A 239-nucleotide genomic window follows, 5' to 3' on the forward strand; every position below is an offset into this window, starting at 1 on the left:
GGGTTGTCACTTTCGTCCACATGGGGATAGCCAAGCGTCGACAGGAAGTGGCGCAGCAATGCGTGCTCGCTATCGGGAACCTGGATGCCTACCAGAATGCGTCCGTAATCGGCGCCGTGGTTGCGGTAGTGAAACAGGCTGATATTCCAGTCCGGATGCATGCGATCCAGGAATCGGGCCAGCGCACCTGGGCGCTCCGGAAAATCGAATCGATACAGGCGTTCATCGCGCGCCAACGG

The 239-nt window shown here is 59.4% G+C and carries 1 pseudogene; it reads right to left on the reverse strand.

The annotated features are described in order from the left end of the window. Positions 1 to 239: pseudogene (locus tag P9273_RS32200) on the reverse strand (threonine ammonia-lyase, biosynthetic); the annotation flags it as partial.

The sequence above is a fragment of the Mesorhizobium sp. WSM4935 genome, from assembly GCF_029625735.1.
Classification (GTDB): domain Bacteria; phylum Pseudomonadota; class Alphaproteobacteria; order Rhizobiales; family Rhizobiaceae; genus Mesorhizobium.